This window comes from Mesorhizobium sp. M2A.F.Ca.ET.039.01.1.1 (assembly GCF_003998035.1).
Lineage (GTDB): Bacteria > Pseudomonadota > Alphaproteobacteria > Rhizobiales > Rhizobiaceae > Mesorhizobium.
In genome coordinates, this window is the sequence record NZ_RZRY01001339.1 from 1 (window position 1) to 858 (window position 858).

General features: G+C 55.1%; 1 protein-coding gene. It reads left to right on the forward strand.

What is annotated here, in order from left to right:
* The first annotated feature begins 29 nt into the window (after nt 1-29).
* Nucleotides 30-815, forward strand: coding sequence for an ectoine/hydroxyectoine ABC transporter ATP-binding protein EhuA (ehuA, locus tag EOA24_RS39735; RefSeq protein ID WP_127410916.1), 786 nt, complete (start codon nt 30-32; stop codon nt 813-815).
* Nucleotides 816-858: the final 43 nt, after the last annotated feature.

The window sequence follows — 858 nt, forward strand, 5'->3', positions numbered from 1 at the left end:
ATTGTGGGCTATTCCTTCTGGGAGCTGTCATGGCCGCGCCTATGGTCCAATTCACCGATGTGCGCAAACTATACGGCGCACATCCTGTTCTGAACGATCTAAGTTTCAGTGTTTCGCCTGGAGAGAAATTGGCGCTGATTGGCGCGTCAGGCTCGGGCAAGACCACAATCCTGCGGATCTTGATGACCCTCGAAGAAATTGAAGGCGGCAGTGTCGCCATCCAGGGCTCTCCACTGTGGAGCCCTGGCATGGCGAAGCTAAGTGCGCGACAACGCGAAACTCAGCTCCACGAGATGCGTCGAAACATCGGCATGGTGTTTCAGCAATTTAATCTATTCCCCCACATGACAGTCGTGCGCAACGTGACCCTGGCGCCGATCCTAACTCAAGGGCTTTCTCAGGCAGCCGCCAAGGTTTTGGCTATGGAACTGCTCGACATGGTGGGCATGGCGCACAAAGCTGACGCGCTTCCTGCCGAACTGTCCGGTGGCCAAAAGCAACGTGTGGCGATAGCACGGGCGCTCGCACTGAAGCCAAAAGTCATGTTGTTCGATGAGGTCACCTCGGCGCTGGATCCCGAGTTGGTCGAGGAAGTTCTCAATGTAATGCGCAAACTGGCGGTCGAGACCGACATGACGATGCTGCTCGTCACCCACGAGATGAGTTTCGCCCGCGATTTTGCTGATCGCGTGCTGTTTTTGGACGGCGGGCGCATTGTAGAGGAAGGCCCCCCCAAGGAAATCTTCTCGAACCCGCAGCAAGAACGGACCAAGCAATTTCTTCACAAGATTGTGGCTGCGGGACTAAGTCTTTAGATGTCACCGTCTATTGAATTCTTGCCCATAATCCTCACTGGAG

Excerpts from the sequence above, each read along its gene's own strand:
- ehuA (WP_127410916.1), top strand. The coding sequence starts at position 30 with ATGGCCGCGCCTATGGTCCAATTCACCGATGTGCGCAAACTATACGGC.